Origin of the sequence: Thalassospira sp. HF15, assembly GCF_011806525.1 — a bacterium.
Taxonomy (GTDB): domain Bacteria; phylum Pseudomonadota; class Alphaproteobacteria; order Rhodospirillales; family Thalassospiraceae; genus Thalassospira.
The window spans coordinates 235,750-255,674 of sequence record NZ_JAAVKI010000008.1 but is presented as its reverse complement, the minus strand read 5'-3'; the positions used below and the strand labels follow the sequence as shown (position 1 = coordinate 255,674).

The following is a 19,925-nucleotide window of genomic DNA, read 5'->3' as shown; positions in this document are numbered from 1 at the left end:
GCGTGGCGGCCTGCTGCGCCTTCTATACACATATTTTATCGCGTTCCGGACTGTCCGAAACCTTTCGCGCGATACGCGATCACAGCAGTTTATCGATGATTGTCAGATGCCCTGCGGAATGCGGGCAAGTTGCGCAAGATACATTTCCTTGTGCGCACGTAAGGCCGTATCGGCCGCATTCAGTGCCGAACGGGGCGTATCACCGCTATGGGCATGATGAAGACCAAAGACCGGCACAACCGAAATCGGCTGATCGTTATGGACAAAGGGATGTTGATCCAGCCATCGGGTAATCGCGTCGACGCGCTGCCAGATGTCTTCCTCGTCAACATTGTACATCAGTGCCGCAAAGTCATTGCAGCCGAGATACCCCAGATGATGCGGTGACATGATAAAATCTGCCATGATACGGCGGACATAGTTGAACAGGCCCTCTTTGCAGTCCTGACCGTGGCGCTGAAGGATTTCGTCAATATCGGCCAATTCGCACAGCAGCAGCGTGCGGTTTGTACGATCAGCCCCCACCAGCGCCATTTCATTTTCAAGTATCTGCATGAATGCCGGGCGACTGATCGCACCGGTAAAGGGATCACGGCCTTCACTGCGTGCAAGATGCGCCTGACGTTGCTTAAGTTCGCTCAGATTTTCAGTCAGCCCGTTGATCCGGACCATCAAACGACCAATGGCCTGTTCGACCGCAGGTGTTACCTGATTATCGGGAATGCCCAGCACGTTTGCCATATCGGGGGTATGGTAGGGTGCCTCTTCAACCGCGTCTGGAACATCGTTGGTATCAATATCGACCTGATGGTCCTGATTGGGCGCACGACGACGGCCAGAATCCTTGCCATAGGCAAAGAGTCCGTAGGGGCTTGATGGATATCGCCCATCCCCGCCCCCCATCGAGGGTGTCATTGATCCGGGCCTTGTGACTTTCATGTCTGACCTTCCCGTGCTACCTGCACAGTTATATGAGGCAATAGTAAATAATAGATCAAAAACGCAATCAATTCACCAAGATTTTCAATCCAGAGTGACATAGACCGCTATTTGTCCATATTTCGGATATTTCTTAATAAGATATTACTGATATACAAGGCTTTTCCCAACGATACAATCCCTCAAGCAGGCTTGCATGATAGGGCTTGCTGCATATAATGCGGGCCTTCATGAAACCGCCCGAAAACGGAGCCGCCAATATGAGCGATCAAACCCCGGTCATCGGCATTATCATGGGAAGCCAGTCCGACTGGGAGACCATGAAAAATGCGGCTGATGTCCTTGATGCGCTGAACGTCGCGTATGAGACAAAAATTGTCTCTGCCCATCGCACGCCTGATCGCTTGTATGATTATGCCAAAACGGCAAAGTCACGCGGCCTTAAGGTCATTATCGCCGGTGCGGGCGGTGCCGCCCATCTGCCGGGCATGGCCGCGGCCATGACGCCGCTTCCGGTTCTGGGTGTTCCGGTTCAAAGCCGTGCGCTTAAGGGGCTTGATAGCCTGCTTTCCATCGTTCAGATGCCCGGTGGCGTGCCAGTCGGCACCCTTGCCATCGGTTCCGCCGGTGCAAAGAATGCCGGCCTGATGGCGGCCGAGATCATGGCGCTGATGGATGACGGCCTTGCCGCCCGTCTTGATGACTGGCGGGCCGCGCAAAGCGCATCGGTCGCAGAAGAGCCCGTCGACCCGGCACCATGATCTTGAAAAGGCGCGCCCGACGGGGCGCGTTTTTGTTTGATTGCATCCATTTGACGATTGCCCGACATACGGCATCCTTTCCCAAAGCGGAAAGCATTTGATCGAGGATTACATGACGCAGGATTTCGACACGCGCATCATCGCCCCGGGCAGCACCATTGGCATCATGGGCAATGGCCAGCTTGGCCGTATGGCTGCCCTCTGTGCCGCGGAGCTTGGCTATAAGGTCCATGTGTTTGGCCCCGGTGCCGACAGCCCGACCGAGCAAGTCAGCGCCAAGGCGACTGTCGCCGATTACAGTGACCTTGATGCACTGCGCGCCTTTGCCGAGGAAGTCGATGTCGTGACGTTTGAATTTGAAAACGTCCCGCATGACAGCGTCAAACTGCTGTCCAGCCTTGTGCCGGTCCGTCCGGGCTGGAAATGCCTGCACATTTCACAAAACCGCCTGCGCGAAAAGACCTTCTGCAACGATCATGGCATCGGTACCGCCCCGTTTGAGGCGGTTCGCTCGCTTGCCGACCTTGAAGCCGCTGTTGCCAAGCTTGGCCGTCCGTCCGTTCTTAAAACCACCGAACTGGGTTATGACGGCAAGGGGCAGGTCAAGATTGCCGCTGATACCGACCTTGCCGAAGCATGGGCTGAAATGGGTGGGGCCGAAGCCATCCTTGAAGGTTTCATCTCGTTCGAACGCGAGATTTCGGTGATCGTCGCACGCGGCGTTAAGGGTGACACCGCTTGTTTCTGCCCGGTTGAGAATGTGCATACCAACCATATTCTTGATGTCACGGTCGCCCCGGCCGAAATTGCTGACAACCTTTCGAAAAAGGCCGAGGACGTCGCAATCAAGCTTGTCAGTGCGATGGAATTTGTTGGGCTTCTGGCGGTTGAAATGTTTGTCACCAGCGATGGCGATATTCTGGTCAACGAAGTCGCCCCTCGTCCGCACAATTCCGGTCACTGGACGATAGATGCCTGCATCACCAGCCAGTTCGAACAGTTTGTCCGTGCTGTGTGCGGCCTGCCGCTGGGCGATCCGGCGCATCATTCAAAGGCGCGCATGAAGAACCTTCTGGGGGATGACATCAATGACTGGCAGGCAATTTTGACCGAGCCGAATGCGAAACTGCATCTTTATGGCAAGGCCGAAGCAAAGCCGGGCCGCAAGATGGGCCACGTGACGTGGGTTCTGCCGAAGTAACCCTGCCACCACCGTAACCCGAAACAATAAAAAGCCCCGGATACCACGTGCATCCGGGGCTTTTTCGTAAGCTTGTCATAGCGTTACGCGAAAGATCATTCGACTGGCATTTTATGCCCAGTCGATTGGCATCCGGTTTGCTGTTGGTAGGACAGGAAACTCTTACAGGATGACATGTGATGAAAAAACTTCTGATCATTCTTTCTTTGACGCTTGGCCTGATCGCCGTTGAAAGCCGCACGAACACCGCCTTGGCGGTGCCGGGTGCAGCTGGCTTCCCCGACGTGATCGAGGGCGACAAGCTGCGTTTTGGCAACCTGATTGTCGAACTGTTTGGCATTCGCGCGCCGAAACCCGGCATGATCTGCCGGGCCGGGTCGGTGGAATTCCAGTGCGGAGCTGCGGCAGCCCAGGCGCTTGATCGCATCATTGAAAATTACGCCATCAAATGTCAGCAGGTCTCGGACGTCCAGCTGTTCCCGATGCTGACTGAATGCCAGATGGGTCAGAATGACCTGAACCGTCTGATCCTTCGCGCCGGCTGGGCCATGGTTGATATGGTCAGCTGCGACAGCCATCCGAGTTGCACCACCTATCTGCGCGATCAGCAATTCGCCAAGGACAACAAAAAAGGCATCTGGATGGGCACCCCGCCATCCGAACTGGTTGCCCTTGCTGCCAAACCGACCAAGCACGACCTGCAGGATACCGATGATGCCAACGAGCTTAAAAACATGCTCGATGACGTATTCGAGCCGCAGCGCGTTGAAACCCCGATCAAGATTGATCTGGCCTCTGAACTTGAAGAAGCCAACGCACCGGACCCAACCTTGCTGAGCTTCCTGACCAATCAGTTCTGATCCGGGCGACACCCGACATCGAAAAGAGTTTCCTTCCCTCAAAACTCAAAACGCCACCGGCAGAATGCACGGTGGCGTTTTTGTTTTAATCGAAAAGCTTGGCTACGTATCAGCCGCCAAACTGACGGCGCATACGGCCCGGTGTTGGCATACAGCGCGCGATTTTTGCGCCCATCTTGAACGGGGCGGCGGCAAACTTGCCTGCCTTGCCAATCTTGGCCGTGATTTTCGGGATTTGCATGACATTGGCGATCCGGCGATCCAGAAATGCCCAGCTATCGGCATGGCCCTCTGAGGTATCATCAAGCCAATAGGTCAGGGTCGATCCATACACACCAGCCAACAGCATACGCTTGGTGTACCAATTATGGTCGGTCGATGTATCGCCAGCCGCAACCCACATCTTGTCCACCGTGCCATGGGTCAGCTTCAGACCAAGGGCGGCATTTTGAGGCAAAGCCAGATAGGAAAGGGCTGCACGCACGGTATCTTTCTGATCCTCGACCAGATCAAGGCGGGTTTTAACCGCAGCCGCAATGCGTTCACGAATTTTCAGGTTTTCAAGGCCCATTTCATCAAGGGCCGCGACCATCTTGCGATCCGTCAGCTCGACATAGGTTTTGATGGCCTGACGAATACCGTTGGGCAGAAGACGATCAACTTCACCCGGCGCAAGATCAAGGTCTTCGGCGCCGGCCTGAAGCGCCTGTTTGGTCCAGCCATCGAACGGCACATGTTCAAGGGCTGCCTCGACCAGTGCTTCGCGCTGGGCTTGCAGGCGGGTCATGCTTTCAGTGACAGACATTCAGGCCTCCTCGTCATCTGATTGGGCGTCGGTCGCAGCCGACTGCCTAAAGGTAGTCTCGGGCGGGTTTTCGCGCAATTCCTCGTTAAAACCAAGCAACGTCATATCTTCCATACGTTCGGGATACATCACCCCGATCAAATGATCATATTCGTGCTGAACGACGCGCGCATGGAAACCACCGGCGGTGTATTCCACAGTTTCGCCCTTCTCATTTAACCCGCGATAACGGATTTTGTTCCATCGCGGCACCACACCCTGCAGGCCGGGAATCGACAGGCATCCCTCCCAGCCATCAACGATTTCATCGCCAATCGGCTCGATTTCGGGATTGATCAGGACACTGAGCGGCACCTCGGCATCGTCCGGATCGTCGCTTTTGCGCAAGGCCGGAACGTAATAGACCATGATCGCCAAAGACTGAAACACCTGCGGGGCCGCAAGGCCAACGCCCCCGGCATCCTTCATGGTGTCCTTCATATCCGCAATCAGGCGCTGGATTTCAGGATCAAGCGGGTCTTCGACCCGGTCCGCAACACGGCGCAGAACCGGGTGGCCCATCCGGGCAATTTTCAGAATCGACATCCTTGTCTTTTAACCGAAAATGGACAGGTTGGCGACGCGATGGCTTCGATATATCCCCGGATTGCCGTTTACACCAGCGCAATTCGGCAAATTCCCGCCGCGCATAAACGTCAAAGGCGAATATCCCCTTCCCTCTTTTCTTTTTGGCTGGTTTGCACTATATACAGCCCACGGTCAGTGTGACCGTAAATCCAACCGGGGGGCATTCCGCCACTCCGGGTGTTTTTGTTTTTTTGAAAGGAGCGTGGTTTCCGTGCAGGTAATCGTTCGCGACAACAATGTCGATCAGGCTCTGAAAGCGCTTAAGAAAAAGATGCAGCGCGAGGGCATTTTCCGTGAGATGAAACTCCGTCGCCACTTTGAAAAGCCGTCGGAGAAGAAAGCTCGCGAAGGGGCGGAAGCAATCCGTCGTGCCCGCAAGCTGGAGCGTAAGCGCATCGAGCGCGAAGGCTTCTAGTCTTTTTCACTTTCGGGGTATCTCGAACGTGACTGTACGATCGAATTTAGTTCGCTAAATTCGGACCCGTGCGCCAAACCCGCCTCGGAGCAATCCGGGCGGGTTTGGTTTTTTATACCCACTCCCAATCCCACCCCAGGGTTTTAAATCAGGAATAATTCACGTGGTCTAACGCGTTGAAAGCGGGTAAAAAGAATACGGGATGTTGTCATTGACCACCCATCAATGACATCACTTGGGGAACGATCCATGTCAGGTTTGCGATCAAAAGCACGGTTGATGGTCCGCATTTTATGCGTGACAGCGCTGATGCTTGCGGGTGTGTCGCACAAGCTGGCGTCGTTTGGACCTGTTCCCGATGCGGATATTGCTAATTTTGCCCTGCCTGATGGCACACTTCCCGTTCTGTGCCTGAGCGGCCAGGCAAGCGATCCGGACAACAATACAGGATTGCTGGAGACCTGCGAATTCTGCCGTATCGTTGCGGCGGTTATCCTGCCCGATAACCCGTCTGTCCCGACGCGGATCGAATTCGCAACACGTGTGTTCGCCCACCTGCCCAGACGGGTCGAGCTGCGTCTGGCAATCCATGCCACACCCGCCATACCGCGCGCCCCACCCTTTATCGTTTGATCTGCCCATCATTTACCGCAGTGATTTCACGGCATTAGCGCCGCTTGCTGTGGTTCTTTGTGCATTTCCAATGAAAAGGTATATCTCCATGACAAAGCAAGCCGCTTTGGCGGATGCGGCTGTTCGTGATCGCGAACAGCGCACGGTTGCACGCAAATTCTATATGGCTGCATGGCGCTGGCATTTTTATGCTGGCCTGTATGTCGTCCCGTTCCTTTTGATGCTGGCTGTGACCGGCCTGATGATGATGTATTTCAACGTCATCGAAACACGCTTTGGTGACCGTATCCTTGCCTCGGACGGTCAACATCAATCCCTGACAGCACAGGCCAAAGCCGCTGCCAACAGCCTTCCGGACGGATCAGTCAGCCAATATATCGCCCCGCTTGAAGATAACCTTGCCACCATGTTTCTGGTCGATAGCGGCGGAAAGCAGCATGTTGTCACCGTTGACCCTGTCACCACCGACATCCGCGAAACCATCGTCAAGGATGACAGTTGGTTTTATTGGGCAAGTGAAGTCCACGGTGAACTTCTGATTGGTGATCTTGGTGACCGCTTGATAGAAATTGCCGCCGGGCTGGGCATCGTTCTGATCGTGACAGGGCTCTACATGTGGTGGCCGCGCAATGGCAAAGGCCTTGGCAGTGTGCTTTGGCCCGATTTTTCCGCAACGCGTCGGACATTCTGGAAAGAACTGCATGTCACATCAGGCTTTTACATATCTGTCGTTCTATTCTTTTTCCTGATTTCAGGCCTTTCTTGGGCTGGAATCTGGGGCGGTCAGTTTGTTCAGGCCTGGAGCACCTTTCCCGCAGAAAAATGGGATAATGTTCCACTATCTGACGATATCCATGCCGATATGAACCATGGCGCACTGCATGACGCACCTTGGGGCCTTGAACAAACACCGATGCCCGCATCCGGATCAGACGTCGGCACAACCGGCCTTCCGGCGGGAACGGATATCAACCTTGACAGCATGAATGCCTTCGCGCGCTCCATCGGGTTCAGCGGCCAGTACCGCATCAACCTGCCAAGTGGCGAAGACGGCGTTTACACTCTTTCCGCCGACAGTATGAGCGGCGATAGCGTCCCACCCACCGGGGACCGCACCATTCATGTCGATCAATATAGCGGCAAGGTATTGGCCGAAGTCACCTATGATGACTATTCGCTTGGCGCCAAAAGCATGGCCGTAGGGATTGCTCTTCATCAGGGTGATCTGGGGTGGTGGAATATCATCGCCAATACGCTGTTCTGCCTGACTGTCATCTTCCTGTGTGTCAGTGGCATTGTAATGTGGTGGCTGCGCCGTCCGGCAAATGCGCAAAGTTTGCGTTTAACGCCACCGCCGCTTCCCAACAATTTGCCGCTGTGGAAGGGCGCAGTGTTCCTCATGCTGGTTCTGTCTCTGGCCTTCCCGCTTACCGGAATCACTCTTGTGACAGTGCTGGCACTTGATGTCCTGATCCTGTCGCGCGTGCCAGTCCTGCAACGTGCCTTTGGCTAAATCGAAATCCCCCTGCCAAAACGCACTGGCGGGGGGATTTCTTTTTTACGCTGCCTTGCAGATCGAATTTCCGCCATCCGCCAGCATCGCTGTTCCGGTAACAAAGCTTGAGTGATCAGACGCCAGGAATAAGGCGGCTTTGGCAATTTCAACCGGATCGGCGATCCGGCCAAGGGCGTGGAACTTTTCCACCATTGCCCGTGCTTCCGGATCATTGGCATAGCTTGCCGCCATCGGGGTATCTGTTCCGCCCGGCAGTAACGCATTAACCCGCACATTGGCCGCGCCATATTCGACGGCCAGACATTGCGCCATACCGATCAGGCCCATTTTGCTTGCCGCATAAGCCGTCATTCCCGGCAAACCAATCGTATGGCCAACAAATGTCGAGGTGAAAATCACCGATCCACCGCCACGCTTGGCAATTTCGGGCATCTGATATTTTGCCCCGAACATGGCAGACGTCAGATTTGTGCGCAGGGTTTTCTCCCATTCCCCAACGTCAATATCCGTCAGCGCACCGGGGGACCCGAGTGTCCCGGCATTGTTGAAACCAACATCAAGCCCGCCATACGCGTCGATGGCCGCATCGACCAATGCCTTGGCAAAAGCCTCGTCACAGACATCCCCGGCAAGGGCAAATGCCTTGCCGCCTGCCCCATTGATTTCCGTAACAACCTGATCAAGCCGGTCTTCCGAGCGCGCGGCCAACACAAGCCTGGCGCCCTGTTCAGCGAACAATTTGGCAGAAGCAGCCCCGATCCCCGAGCTCGCACCTGTGATGATAACAACCTTGTCTTCAAGCAACATGATCCATCCAATCCATCTGGCAACAGCCCTGCGGATTGAGCTGTGCGGTTAACGATGGAAAAAGGATATCGGCGGCCATCAGATGTTGCTCGCCGGTTTCGGACCTGACGTTTGGAGATCACAGGGGCAAAGGATCAGTTGCCCGAAACCCATGCTTTGATGTCATCAAGCATCGTCGGTTCATAGCCAATCGGATCGGGCATAGGTTCGGACCGCACGATGATCCCTGACTGGGTCCGGTAGACGGTATAAAGCGTATCTTCTGCGATATCGGTAAAGGTCGAACTGCCATATTCGGCATCGACCAGGAAATTCCATTCCGCCAGATAGTTCACCAGATCAAGCGCATCACCCTGCCCCAGATCATAGGCCATCTTTGGTTTGGTATTTTCATCCTCGGTATCGCGATAGCGGCCTTCAAAACGCACCAGCTTATAACGCGCATCCATGCCCATCACATTGGCCCAGGGCTTCAGCTTGATGAACTCGGCATCAATCCGCCACTGATCGCCGTAAATCTCATAGATTCCAACATCTCCACCAGCATCTGCTGCTAGATGCGCTTCAAAAACATCCTCACCCAGCGGTTCGAAATACAACTTGGCAATCGGCTCCTCGGCGGTCAGGCGGACATAGGTCAGGATCGTCAACCCCATGGACGCGACCAACGCCACGGACAAGATAACTACCAAAAGCAGGGAAACCCTTACCAAACGAAACATATGACCTTCCGAATTAAAACTTCAGGGCGACGCATAACCGAACTATAAGGCGTTGTACCGACGAAAAAAAGGCGGCCCATCGGGGGCCGCCTTTTGTCACTTCAAACCAAATGGTTTGATCAGTTATCGAGATGCATGACGATTTCTTCGCACATCTTTTTGGCATCGCCGAACAGCATCATGGTGTTGTCCTTGAAGAACAGTTCGTTCTGGATGCCAGCGTAACCCGCTGACATGCCGCGTTTGACGAACAGGACCGTTTTGGCCTTTTCCACTTCAAGGATCGGCATGCCGAAGATCGGACTTGCCGGGTCGGTTTTTGCGGCCGGGTTGGTGATGTCGTTGGCACCAATCACAAAGGCCACGTCGGCCGATCCGAAATCACGGTTGATTTCGTCCATTTCCATGACGTCTTCGTAAGGAACGCTGGCCTCGGCCAAAAGCACGTTCATGTGACCTGGCATACGTCCAGCCACCGGATGGATAGCGTAGCGGACATTGACACCCTCGGATTTAAGGATATCGGCCATTTCGCGCAGCGCATGCTGGGCCTGTGCGACGGCCATGCCATACCCCGGCACGATGATGACGTTCGAGGCATTCTTCATGATGAAGGATGCATCGTCGGCCGATCCGGATTTGACCGAACGGTCGCCATCGCCACCGGGACCAGCGGCTGCTTCGCCCTCGGCCCCAAAGCCACCAAAGATGACGTTGAAGATTGAGCGGTTCATGCCCTTACACATGATGTAGGACAGGATCGCACCCGAGGCACCGACAAGCGCACCGGTAATGATCAGCGCGCTGTTTTGCAGGGTAAAGCCGATGCCACATGCCGCCCAACCCGAATACGAGTTCAGCATGGAGACAACAACCGGCATGTCCGCCCCGCCAATCGGAATGATCAGCGTGATGCCCAGAACAAGCGCAAGCGCAACCAGGATCCAGAAAGCCATATGGCTTTCGGTCACCACCAGAATGATGCCAAAGACAACAATGCCAATCCCGATGGCAAGGTTGAGCATATGCTGGCCCTTGAACCGCACAGGCGTGCCCGAAACGATGCCCTGCAATTTACCGAACGCCACCAGCGAGCCGGTAAAGGTGATCGCACCAATCGCAACACCAAGGCCCATTTCAATCAGGCTGGCCGCACCGATATTGCCCGCCGTCCCGATGCCATAGGCACCCGGCGAATAAAGCGCAGCCCCCGCGACAAACACGGCCGCGAGACCGACGAGCGAGTGGAAGGCCGCAACAAGCTGTGGCAGTGCGGTCATCTGGATCTTGAGCGCGATGACCGTCCCGATGGCCCCACCGATCAGGATACCGACGATGATGGTTGTGTATGACAGCACGGCCGGGCTTGCCAGCGTGGTAAAGATGGCGATTGCCATACCCACCATGCCAAGGATGTTCCCGGTACGGGCCGATTCAGGTGACGAAAGTCCGCGCAACGAAAGAATGAAGCAGACCGAGGCCACCAGATACAGGAAAGCCGATAGGTTTTCCGACATTGTGTGTTCCCCCTACTTCTTTTTCTTGAACATATGCAGCATGCGCTGGGCGACGATGAAGCCACCAAAAATGTTGACCGAAGCCAACACCACCGCAATGAAGCCCATCATCTTGGAGAAGTTCATCTCCACCGGGCCTGCTGCCAGAAGCGCACCGACGATAATCACCGACGAAATGGCGTTGGTCACTGCCATCAAGGGTGAATGAAGGGCCGGGGTAACTTTCCATACGACGTAATAGCCCACAAAGCAGGCCAGCACGAAAACGGTCAGACCAAGGACAGTCGGGCTAACCCCCGATCCCTGGACAGCGACGGCGGCATTGCCCGCCGCATCAGACGCGTCACTTGCCAGACTATCGGCAAGCTGAGCCGCCTTTTCCGCAAGGCCAAGTGCGGCATCGCGGAGTTCATTTGCATTCTGGGCTACGGATTGATCAGCCATTTGCGACCTCCTCCCCGCCGAATTTCGGATGAACGACCTTTCCATCGTGGGTCAGGCGCGTTTCGACAATGATCTGGTCTTCGCCATCAAACGCAAGCGTGCCTTTGTCCGTATCGACGGAAAGGGTGATGAAGTTCAAAAGGTTCTTGGCGTACATCGCGGTTGCGTCGGTTGCAACGGAACTGGTGATGTTTTCAGACCCGATCAGCTTGACACCATTATCGGTCATCACCGTTTCACCAAGCTTCACACCGGCAACGTTGCCACCGCGTTCAGCAGCCAAATCAATGATCACCGAGCCCGGCTTCATGCCAGCCACCATGTCGGCGGTGACGATTTCCGGCGCGGGACGGCCGGGAATAAGGGCCGTGGTAATGACGATGTCGGTCTTGGTCAGAACCTCTTTAAGCTTTTCAGCCTGTTTCTTTTTGTAGTCGTCCGACATTTCCTTGGCATAGCCACCCGATGTTTCGGCATCAGAGGCACCATCGTCTTCGACTTCAATAAAGGTCCCGCCAAGCGATTGAACCTGTTCCTTGACCGCCGGGCGCACATCAAATGCCGACACAACGGCACCAAGGCGCTTGGCGGTGGCAATTGCCTGAAGGCCCGCAACACCGGCCCCGACCACGACAACGCGTGCAGGTGCAAGTGTCCCCGCAGCTGTCATCATCATCGGATAGATACGGCCAAATTCATGGGCGGCATCAAGAACCGCGCGATAGCCCGCAAGGTTGGATTGCGATGAAAGCACATCCATTGACTGCGCACGCGAAATACGCGGCATCAGTTCCATGGAATAGCCATCAACACCGGCCTTTGCCATCGCCTCGATCAGGTCCTTGCGATCATAAGGTTCCAGCAGGGCCACAACCGCAGCCCCCTTTTTATAGGCGGTTAATTCGTTGGATTTGCCATCAATGACAGGTGGGCGCACCTTGAAGATGACATCGGCATCCTTCACGGTGGTTTTCATTGTTTTGGCAATGGTTGCACCGGCATCGACAAAGCGATCATCCGGTATGGCTGCGTCTATTCCGGCACCAGCCTCAATTGCAACGTCAAACCCCAGAGTCTTGAGTTTCTTGACAGTCTCTGGCGTGACGGCAACGCGCTTCTCTCCGGGCCATATTTCCTTTGGAACGGCCAGTTTCATCGCGTTAGACCTCCTTCCCTTGTGATTTGGTAAGCACGGTAATTCTTTTTCTTGATTACAAAGCAACCGGTTCCAGAACGTCGTTCCGCGTTCCTTTCGGACCGGTCACGGGGCTACCCTTGTCCAGTTCAGGTCTTTCGGGCCAACACCACAGACCCGAAAAAGAAAAAGGCGGTTCTTCAGCAATCGCAGAAGAAACCGCCCACTTTCCCACCACGCATTACAAGGCAAAAACCTTGCTGACATGTCAGGTCCCACCCGTCATTGGTGCTCAGGACAAACAATCAATGACGCCCCGCATGTCTGCGTTGAGAGCAAGATGCGATTTCTCGCCGACAACCACAATCCGAAAAAACGACAAAAAAACAGTTTAACTTTATATTGGTTAAATTCATTAAAAATCAAATATGTGCGAAAATTCGCACACTTAATTTCCACTGTGGAACAGGTTCTTATCCTGTATGTCACACACCAGATTATTGATTTTTCGCAGTTTCCCCTGTTTTTACCCCACGTTGTAAGTGAATATTATCTTACAAACAAACGCCAGAGTCTTCATTTAATGGTCATCGATCAACCAATACGTAACGCGCCAACCACAAAAAGGTTCGCGCGATGCTTCCTGAATTTTTCGGATTTGTTTGCGGTTAAGTGCACCAAATTCGGGTTTTAAGCCCGAAACTTCCATCAAGTGATCACGTGATTCCACTTCAAACGATCGACTCGCTTGGCCTGGTTACCACTGGCTTACGCGTCGGGCCGCTCCAGCCCGATCTGATCAAGGGCTTTTTTCTGGCGGGCTTCGAGTTGCGTGACATCAAAGTCGCCGACAAGGTCGTTGAACAGGCGATACCAGTTTACCTGTGCATCCAGACGCAAGAATACCGCCCCCAACCCGACAGCCGCCCGGTCGACCAGCACGAATTCGCGCGGCGGTTTGACGCCCCCTACTCGACGCAGTTCCTGATGCACCTTGCCAGCCACTTCTGCGCCATAGGCAACCGAGTTGGTTTCACCCATCTTGCGTTCGCGGTCATCAAGGATCGGGCCATAAACAAAGCTGGCCCAGATATTAAGCACATCAATCAATTCACGTGACGGGTTTTCAAAGCCCCAGCTTTCATAAGCTGAAACCGCCTTTTCCTCGTCCTCGTCGCGGAGTGCTTCATAAAGCGTAATCACCGCCTTGACGAAGTCGGGTTTGAAAATGCGGATACAGCCAAAATCGAGAAGATTGACAGACAAGTCATCACGCAATGTGTAATTGCCAAGATGCGGATCCCCATGGATCACACCATAGCGATAAAACGGCACGTACCATGCCCTGAACATATTAAGCGCCACCGCATTGCGCGCATCCTGATCGGGATTGCTTTCGATGAGCTCGCGGAATTTCTGCCCCTTTTGCCAGGTCATGGTCAGAAGTCGGCTGGTGGTCAGTTCATCGACCGGCTCTGGCACATGAACGCACGCCTCATCGGCCAGCATATGACGATACAGGCGCATATGCTTGGCTTCGCGTTCGTAATCAAGTTCTTCACGCAGGCGGGCGGCAAGTTCTTCCTGAATGTTTTGTGCATCAATCGCACTGTCATAGCGCTTGTAGATCGCAAAGGCAGCACGCAGCTGTTTGAGGTCGGCCTCAACCGTTGCCGACATGTCGGGATATTGAAGCTTGCACGCGACGTCACGCCCGTCGGGCAGTAAGGCCTTATGCACCTGCCCAAGAGAAGCAGCTGCCACCGCATCATGGCTGAATTCGGTAAATCTCGATTGCCATCCCGCACCCAGTTCGCTGCGCATGCGACGTTTGACAAACAGCCACCCCATGCTGGGCGCATCGGCCTGCAGTTCCGCAAGCGCTTGGGTGTATTCCTTGGGCAGGGCATCGGGGATGGTTGAAAGGATCTGGGCGACCTTCATCAACGGGCCCTTGAGCCCCCCCAACGCCGAGGTCAGTTCGGCGGCGTATTTAGCGTGATCGACCTCGCCGCCGAACATTTTTCCCGTGGCAAGGCGCGCGGCCAGCTTGCTGGCCGATGCGCCTACCCGTGCATAACGACGAACCCGCCCGCCAAACCTGTTTTCCTCGTTTGCGGCGGTGTAATCATCGTCGTTATCACTCATCTCAGGAAAGCTCCTCCAGCTCGTCGATCATGCGCTTGATCATATTCAGGCCCCGTTGCCAGAAGGCCGGGTCCGATGCATCAAGTCCGAACGGTGCCAGAAGTTCCTTGTGCCGTTTGGTGCCACCAGCTTTCAGCATATCAAGATACTTCTGCTGGAAGCCGTCTTCAGCGCCCTGGTAAACATCGTAAAGCGAGTTCACCAGACAATCGCCAAAGGCATAGGCATAAACATAGAACGGCGAATGGATGAAGTGCGGAATATAAGACCAGTAGTACTTGTATTCATCTTCATAGCGGATGGCATCGCCCAGACTCTCATGCTGTACGGCAATCCAGATGTCGCAGATCTCATCAACGGTCAATTCACCTTCGCGGCGCTTTTCATGAACGCGTTTTTCAAACTCGAAGAACGCGATCTGACGCACGACGGTGTTGAGCATATCCTCAACCTTGCCCGCCAGCATGATGCGCTTCATCTTCGGATCCGTTTCCGAACGCAGCATCGACTGGAAGGTCAGCATTTCACCAAACACCGACGCGGTTTCGGCCAGCGTCAGCGGCGTATCCGACAGGAAATAGCCCTGCTCACCTGCCAGAACCTGATGCACGCCATGACCCAGTTCATGGGCAAGCGTCATCACATCGCGCGTCTTGCCGTGATAATTCAGCAACAAATAAGGGTGTGCAGACGGCACGGTCGGATGGGCAAAGGCCCCCGATGATTTACCGGCACGCGGCGGCACATCAATCCACGGATTATCAAAGAACTTCTGACCAACCTCGGCCAGTTCCGGTGAAAATTCGCCGTAGGCCTTCAAAACGGTTGAACGCGCCGTATCCCAGTCGATCTGACGATCATCATCATCAGGCAGCGGCGCATTGCGGTCCCAGTAATCAAGCTGATCGACACCGAACCATTTCGCTTTCAGGCGATAGTAACGATGTGACAGATCAGCATGGCTGTTTTTGACGGCGGTATTGAGCGCATCGACAACGTCATCTTCGACCTGGTTGGACAGGTTGCGCGAAGAAACCGGTGTTGCAAAGCTGCGCAGGCGGTCATCAATTTCCTTGTCCTTGGCAAGGGTATTGGTGATGTGCGCCAGAAGCTTGATATTCTTGCCCAAAACGTCACCAATCGACTTGGCAGCCTTCTTGCGGTCTTCAACCTTGTTCGAGGACAGCATGTTGGCCGCATCTGACATGGTCAGCTCTTCGCCATCAATCGGGAAGCGCAGCTCGGCCATGGTCTGATCAAACAGGCGCACCCATGCGGCCGATCCGGCAACACGACGTTCATGCAGGACCTGTTCAACTTCATCGGAAAGCTGATGCGGGCGGAAGGCACGGTTTTCATCCAACCACGGACGATAGCGACGCAGGGCTTCGCTTTGTTCGTACTTGGCATCCAGCGATGCTTCTTCGATCCGGTTAATTTCAAGACCAAAGAACAGCGACAGGCTGGAAATGCCGGTCATTTCTTCCTGAACGAACTGATAGAACTGGCCAATCGCCGGGTCGGAGCTGTCACCGGCATACATCAGTTGGGCGAACGATCCGATCTTGCCACAAATCTCGCTGATGGCTTCGTATTCGGCGATGGCCGAAGCCAGCTCATCACCGGACAGATCATTGAGCTTGCCCTGATAGCTTTGCTGGAATGCCTGAGAGCGGCTTTTGGCATCATCAAGATCGCGCCGGATATTCGGGTCTTTCAGATCGTTATAGAGATCGGTCAGATCCCAGGTCGGCAAATTCTTGTTGATCGCGTTCATTTGTCCTCCAGACAGTGTCTTTAGATCTTGTGTCCGATCCGCGAAGCAAAGGGCGTATCCCCTTCACATTCAAACTCCAAACCCGATATATAGCCCGTCAAAGCCATAGCACCAGACCCGTTCACAGATACGGTTTCAAATTGCTGGGTCGATCATATCGTTCCTTGTATAATCGACAACAGCAAAGCGCCCCTGGAACCCAAATAGAACAGGATTTTGCGCGGGCTGACACCGGAACAAAGCCAACAATCACGCGTTGCTGTGACATCGGTGACAGATCGGTCTTTAAAATGTCATTTTCAGGCTGCGCAATGCTGCAATCCCTGATAACAAATTCATCTTGGAACGTTCGTTTTTTTCCGATCTGTACCGCGTTTATGTCGGTATAAAGATTGAGGACAACGTCCCCAGCAGGGCAGCGCAAAGATTGCCCGTTCACGGGAACAGACAGTGATGCAAGGAAACGCCATGACGAGTTTGCAGGATTATGCCGATTGGCAAAACTTGCCGACCATGTTTTTCGACAAGGCAAAGAAGCATGGCGACAAGCCGTTTCTTTGGACCAAAAACCCCGACACCAAAGAGTTTGTTTCCACCAGTTGGCAAGAAGCCGCAGATCAGGTGCGTGCACTTGCCCGTTCCCTTTATGACATCGGCGTGCGGCCCGGTGACCGGGTGCTGCTGGTGTCGGAAAACCGTACCGAATGGGGCATTGCCGATCTTGCCATCATGTGTGTTGGCGCCATGACCGTTCCGGCCTACACCACCAATACCGAGCGCGACCATCTGCACGCGATCGAAGACAGTGGTGCGGCGATTGCCATCATCTCGACCAAGAAACTTGCCCAACCGTTCCTGCATGCCGCCCTTGATAGCGGGCGCTGCCGACATGCGATCATGATGGAAGAATGGGGACAAAGTTTTGTTGGCGATATCACAATTTCTCGCTGGGACGATCTGATTGCCAAGGGGCGCGGTCTGTCCCATGACGTTGATGCTTGGATTTCAGCAATCAATCGCGAAGACCTTGCCTGCCTGATCTACACGTCAGGCACCGGCGGATCGCCCAAAGGGGTGATGTTGAGCCACGGGGCGATCCTTTCGAACTGCATGGGTGCGTTTGACATTATCGAAACACTTGGCATCGACAAGGAAATCTTCCTGTCCTTCCTGCCACTGTCGCATTCCTATGAACACACCGCCGGCCTTTATTTTCCGATCAGCATTGACGCCCAGATCTACTACGCCGAGGGGCTTGATAAGCTGGCTGCCAATCTGGCAGAGGTCAAACCGACCATCATGACCGCCGTGCCGCGCCTTTATGAAATGTTGTATCAGCGCATGAGCCGCATGGTCGAAAAGGAAGGCGGGCTGAAACAAAAGCTGTTTAACCTGACCCTTCGTTTGGGCCGCAAGAATTATGAAGGCGAACGTCTTAACCTGATCGAGAAATTCCAGAACCTGGCCTGTGAACTGCTGCTGCGTCGCAAGCTGCGCCAGCGCTTTGGCGGACGGATAAAGGCGATGGTATCAGGTGGCGGCCCCCTGAACTATGAGCTGGGCGTATTGTTCGTTTCATGCGGCATCCGCATTCTGCAGGGCTATGGCCAGACCGAGTTCGCCCCGGTGGTATCTTGCAACCGTGCTGAAAATAACAAGCTGCGCACCGTCGGCCCGCCAATGGTCGGGGCGGAGGTCAAAATCGCCGATGACGGCGAAATTCTGCTGCGCGGTGAAAGCATGATGAAGGGTTACTGGAACCTGCCTGACGTCACGGCTTCGACCATTATTGACGGTTGGCTGCATACCGGGGATATCGGCAAGTTCGATGAACAGGGCAGCCTGATGATCACCGACCGCAAGAAGGACATCATCGTCAATTCCGGCGGCGACAATATTTCGCCCCAGCGGATCGAAGGCCTGATGACCCTTGAAACCGAGATTTCGCAGGCGATGGTTTATGGCGATGACAAGCCATATCTGGTGGCGGTTCTCTGGCCAGACGAAGACTTCATGCGCGAATTTGCCCGTGACAACGGTATTTCCAATTCCATCGACGAACTGGGCAAGAACGACGAATTCCGCAAAGTCATCCGCAACGCCATTGACCGGGTTAACAAGCGCCTGTCGACAATTGAGAAGGTGCGTAGCTTCATGTTTGCCGAAACCGCCTTTACCATCGACAACGAAATGCTGACCCCATCAATGAAAATCCGCCGCCACAAAATCCGCGAGGCCTATGGCAAGCAGCTTGGCGGCCTTTATCAGCGCAAACGTGGTGGCCAATAAAAGCCCACACTAAAAGCCCAACGATTGACCACAAAGAAAATGACTCGCCCCAAGGAAATCAAACAAACCCTTACGCTGGTCCGGGGCCTTCCCGGATCGGGTAAATCAACGCTTGCCAAAAATCTGTGTCAGGCCACCGGTGCCGTTCATCTTGAAGCCGACATGTTCATGGTCGACGACGAGGGCTTTTACGAGTTTGACGGTACCCGCCTGTCACAAACGCACGCACGGTGCGAGGCCGAATGCCACAATGCGCTGTCGGGTGGACACGACGTTGTCGTATCCAACACCTTCACCCGTTTTTGGGAAATGAAGGCCTATATCGACATGGCAGAAAAGCACGACATTCTGTTGCAGATTGTCGAATGCCATGGCCGTTTCGGCAGCATCCATATGGTACCCGACGAGACGTTTTCCGATATGCGTGACCGTTGGGAACAGCTACCCGAAAAATATCGCTAAGCGCCGATGGCACCTCAGTTCACGCTGGAAAATACTCTTTTGAGGATGTCGGTGGTCCAACGTGTCGGGTCGCTTCGAATGTCGGCTTCCTGCACAGCGATATAATGGAAGAGCACCTCCATCGCCTTGTCTGTTGCATGATTGGTCAGCGACGCCTTGAGATCTGGCACAAAAGGAAGCTTGGCATATTGACCAAGCATCTGATCATAAATTGACAAGGCACCGGTGTCTGACAGGGCATCGGTGATCATCGGGCGCAGGCGGCCCTCGATATCACTGCCAGATACACGTCGCAGATACTGGGTCGCGGCATCATCCGGGCCTTGTAAAATCCCCTTGGCATCTGCAACCGTCATCTGACTTACCGCATTGACCAGAATATCCCCGGCATCCTGCATGGTCTGCTCAGCCGCCCGGTTCATGCGTAGTTCGATTTCATCGGCATAGCTGCCCAGCCCTGCCGCGCTCAACAATTTCTGTGCCGTTTCAACTTCTTCGGGCAAGGGGATATGCGCCACAGGATCGGCATTAAAGCCATCAACCGCGCCAAGCTGATCGGTAACCAGTTCCACTCCGATATCAAGCGCCTGTTTAAGCCCCTGTTCGACCGTATCTGATGAAAGTGCTGAAACCGCCGAGCCACTGCCGCCGGAAGCACTCCCCGAGCCAGACGAGTTCATCGCATCACCAAGGGCTTCCTTGGCCTTGTCAAAGAAGGACTGGGCATGAACAGGTGTTACGAGATTGCCAAGAACAAGTGCAACAGCACCGGCTTTGAGAAGGCGATTGGAAGTACTGTTCTGCATGCGCGTTCCTGCCGTTTTGGTTAAGGCGTCCTGGAGCCAAATATAATGAAAAACAATCATG

General features: G+C 54.4%; 19 protein-coding genes. 8 read left to right on the top strand and 11 right to left on the bottom strand.

The window, feature by feature from the left end; translation table 11 throughout:
* Nucleotides 1-102: 102 nt before the first annotated feature.
* Entirely contained in the window at nucleotides 103-939 is an 837-nt protein-coding gene (locus HED22_RS18040; protein ID WP_254870270.1) for a diguanylate cyclase, read from the bottom strand.
* 260 nt (nucleotides 940-1,199) lie between these two features.
* Between HED22_RS18040 and purE the strand changes: the two genes are divergently transcribed.
* The 3 genes from purE to HED22_RS18025 all read left to right on the top strand — a co-directional run bounded on the left by purE (nucleotide 1,200) and on the right by HED22_RS18025 (nucleotide 3,761).
* Nucleotides 1,200-1,700 (top strand): 5-(carboxyamino)imidazole ribonucleotide mutase, encoded by a 501-nt coding sequence (gene purE / locus HED22_RS18035; protein ID WP_167724851.1) that lies wholly within the window; start codon nucleotides 1,200-1,202, stop codon nucleotides 1,698-1,700.
* A 112-nt stretch (nucleotides 1,701-1,812) separates the two neighbouring features.
* The gene (locus tag HED22_RS18030) at nucleotides 1,813-2,901 is read left to right on the top strand and encodes a 5-(carboxyamino)imidazole ribonucleotide synthase (RefSeq protein ID WP_167724849.1); all 1,089 of its coding nucleotides are present in this window, start codon (nucleotides 1,813-1,815) and stop codon (nucleotides 2,899-2,901) included.
* Between the two features lie 179 nt (nucleotides 2,902-3,080).
* A complete protein-coding gene (locus HED22_RS18025; protein WP_167724847.1) occupies nucleotides 3,081-3,761 on the top strand; it encodes a thermonuclease family protein in 681 nt (226 codons plus the stop codon).
* A gap of 109 nt (nucleotides 3,762-3,870) precedes the next feature.
* Here the strand turns inward: HED22_RS18025 and HED22_RS18020 are convergent, their stop codons facing one another.
* Both HED22_RS18020 and def read right to left on the bottom strand, forming a co-directional pair.
* Nucleotides 3,871-4,566 carry a COQ9 family protein gene (locus HED22_RS18020; RefSeq protein WP_167724845.1) on the bottom strand — a complete coding sequence of 232 codons (696 nt, stop codon included), beginning with the start codon at nucleotides 4,564-4,566 and terminating at the stop codon, nucleotides 3,871-3,873.
* The gene (def, locus tag HED22_RS18015; RefSeq protein ID WP_167724843.1) at nucleotides 4,567-5,151 is read right to left on the bottom strand and encodes a peptide deformylase; all 585 of its coding nucleotides are present in this window, start codon (nucleotides 5,149-5,151) and stop codon (nucleotides 4,567-4,569) included.
* A gap of 253 nt (nucleotides 5,152-5,404) precedes the next feature.
* On the opposite strand from def, the gene rpsU reads away from it, so the two are divergent.
* From rpsU to HED22_RS18000, 3 genes are all read left to right on the top strand, one after another.
* Nucleotides 5,405-5,608, top strand: a complete 204-nt coding sequence (rpsU, locus tag HED22_RS18010) for a 30S ribosomal protein S21 (protein WP_008891676.1) — start codon at nucleotides 5,405-5,407, stop codon at nucleotides 5,606-5,608.
* A gap of 249 nt (nucleotides 5,609-5,857) precedes the next feature.
* On the top strand, nucleotides 5,858-6,241 hold the full coding sequence (locus HED22_RS18005; protein WP_167724841.1) for a hypothetical protein: 384 nt from the start codon (nucleotides 5,858-5,860) through the stop codon (nucleotides 6,239-6,241).
* Nucleotides 6,242-6,329: 88 nt separating this feature from the next.
* Nucleotides 6,330-7,754: a PepSY domain-containing protein gene (locus HED22_RS18000; protein ID WP_167724839.1), complete on the top strand. Its 1,425-nt coding sequence runs from the start codon at nucleotides 6,330-6,332 to the stop codon at nucleotides 7,752-7,754.
* Between the two features lie 45 nt (nucleotides 7,755-7,799).
* On the opposite strand, the gene HED22_RS17995 is transcribed toward HED22_RS18000, so the two are convergent.
* The 7 genes from HED22_RS17995 to HED22_RS17965 all read right to left on the bottom strand — a co-directional run bounded on the left by HED22_RS17995 (nucleotide 7,800) and on the right by HED22_RS17965 (nucleotide 16,307).
* Nucleotides 7,800-8,564 carry an SDR family oxidoreductase gene (locus HED22_RS17995; protein ID WP_175581302.1) on the bottom strand — a complete coding sequence of 255 codons (765 nt, stop codon included), beginning with the start codon at nucleotides 8,562-8,564 and terminating at the stop codon, nucleotides 7,800-7,802.
* Between the two features lie 134 nt (nucleotides 8,565-8,698).
* Nucleotides 8,699-9,220, bottom strand: coding sequence for a hypothetical protein (locus HED22_RS17990; RefSeq protein ID WP_254870269.1), 522 nt, complete (start codon nucleotides 9,218-9,220; stop codon nucleotides 8,699-8,701).
* 185 nt (nucleotides 9,221-9,405) lie between these two features.
* Entirely contained in the window at nucleotides 9,406-10,803 is a 1,398-nt protein-coding gene (locus HED22_RS17985) for an NAD(P)(+) transhydrogenase (Re/Si-specific) subunit beta (RefSeq protein WP_167724835.1), read from the bottom strand.
* 12 nt (nucleotides 10,804-10,815) lie between these two features.
* Complete coding sequence (locus tag HED22_RS17980) at nucleotides 10,816-11,247, bottom strand: NAD(P) transhydrogenase subunit alpha (protein ID WP_167724833.1); 432 nt, start codon at nucleotides 11,245-11,247, stop codon at nucleotides 10,816-10,818.
* Nucleotides 11,240-12,403 (bottom strand): Re/Si-specific NAD(P)(+) transhydrogenase subunit alpha, encoded by a 1,164-nt coding sequence (locus tag HED22_RS17975; protein ID WP_167724831.1) that lies wholly within the window; start codon nucleotides 12,401-12,403, stop codon nucleotides 11,240-11,242. Before HED22_RS17975 ends, HED22_RS17980 begins: the two co-directional genes overlap by 8 nt.
* 747 nt (nucleotides 12,404-13,150) lie before the next feature.
* On the bottom strand, nucleotides 13,151-14,530 hold the full coding sequence (locus HED22_RS17970; RefSeq protein ID WP_167724829.1) for an AarF/ABC1/UbiB kinase family protein: 1,380 nt from the start codon (nucleotides 14,528-14,530) through the stop codon (nucleotides 13,151-13,153).
* A gap of 1 nt (nucleotide 14,531) precedes the next feature.
* Nucleotides 14,532-16,307 carry a M3 family oligoendopeptidase gene (locus tag HED22_RS17965; RefSeq protein ID WP_167724827.1) on the bottom strand — a complete coding sequence of 592 codons (1,776 nt, stop codon included), beginning with the start codon at nucleotides 16,305-16,307 and terminating at the stop codon, nucleotides 14,532-14,534.
* 468 nt (nucleotides 16,308-16,775) lie between these two features.
* On the opposite strand from HED22_RS17965, the gene HED22_RS17960 reads away from it, so the two are divergent.
* Both HED22_RS17960 and HED22_RS17955 read left to right on the top strand, forming a co-directional pair.
* Entirely contained in the window at nucleotides 16,776-18,596 is a 1,821-nt protein-coding gene (locus tag HED22_RS17960) for a long-chain fatty acid--CoA ligase (RefSeq protein WP_167724824.1), read from the top strand.
* 24 nt (nucleotides 18,597-18,620) lie between these two features.
* Nucleotides 18,621-19,058, top strand: a complete 438-nt coding sequence (locus tag HED22_RS17955; protein WP_254870268.1) for an ATP-binding protein — start codon at nucleotides 18,621-18,623, stop codon at nucleotides 19,056-19,058.
* A 14-nt stretch (nucleotides 19,059-19,072) separates the two neighbouring features.
* Here HED22_RS17955 and HED22_RS17950 read toward each other — a convergent pair whose 3' ends face one another.
* The gene (locus HED22_RS17950; protein WP_254870267.1) at nucleotides 19,073-19,864 is read right to left on the bottom strand and encodes a DUF4197 domain-containing protein; all 792 of its coding nucleotides are present in this window, start codon (nucleotides 19,862-19,864) and stop codon (nucleotides 19,073-19,075) included.
* Nucleotides 19,865-19,925: the final 61 nt, after the last annotated feature.